1 pseudogene is annotated in these 282 nt (G+C 73.4%); it reads right to left on the reverse strand.

Annotation, left to right across the window (positions count from 1 at the left end):
- Positions 1 to 102 precede the first annotated feature (102 nt).
- A pseudogene (locus AX685_RS16685) lies at positions 103 to 282 on the reverse strand (MFS transporter); the annotation flags it as partial.

The raw sequence follows: 282 nt of genomic DNA on the forward strand, positions 1-282 counted from the left end.
CCGCCGGCGCGGCGGTAGCGGGGGCGAGGGCGGCGGGGGCGGCGTCCTCGGCCAGCTTCTCCTCCGTGACGGGGGTTTCGGAAACGGGGGTACGGGCGTCGGTCATGCGGCAATCGTCCGATGGGCGCGCCAGCGACGGCGCAGCAGCAGGAACAGGAGGTAGCAGAAGGTCAGCGCGGCCAGCACCGCGACCAGCCGGAAGACGTCGTCATAGGCGAGCACGTTCGCCTCGCGCGTGGCGGTTTGCGACAGCAGCGCGCCGCCCTCCGCGCTGCTGTCGCA

The sequence above is a fragment of the Sphingomonas sp. CCH9-F2 genome, assembly GCF_001556735.1.
Classification (GTDB): domain Bacteria; phylum Pseudomonadota; class Alphaproteobacteria; order Sphingomonadales; family Sphingomonadaceae; genus Sphingomonas; species Sphingomonas ginsenosidimutans.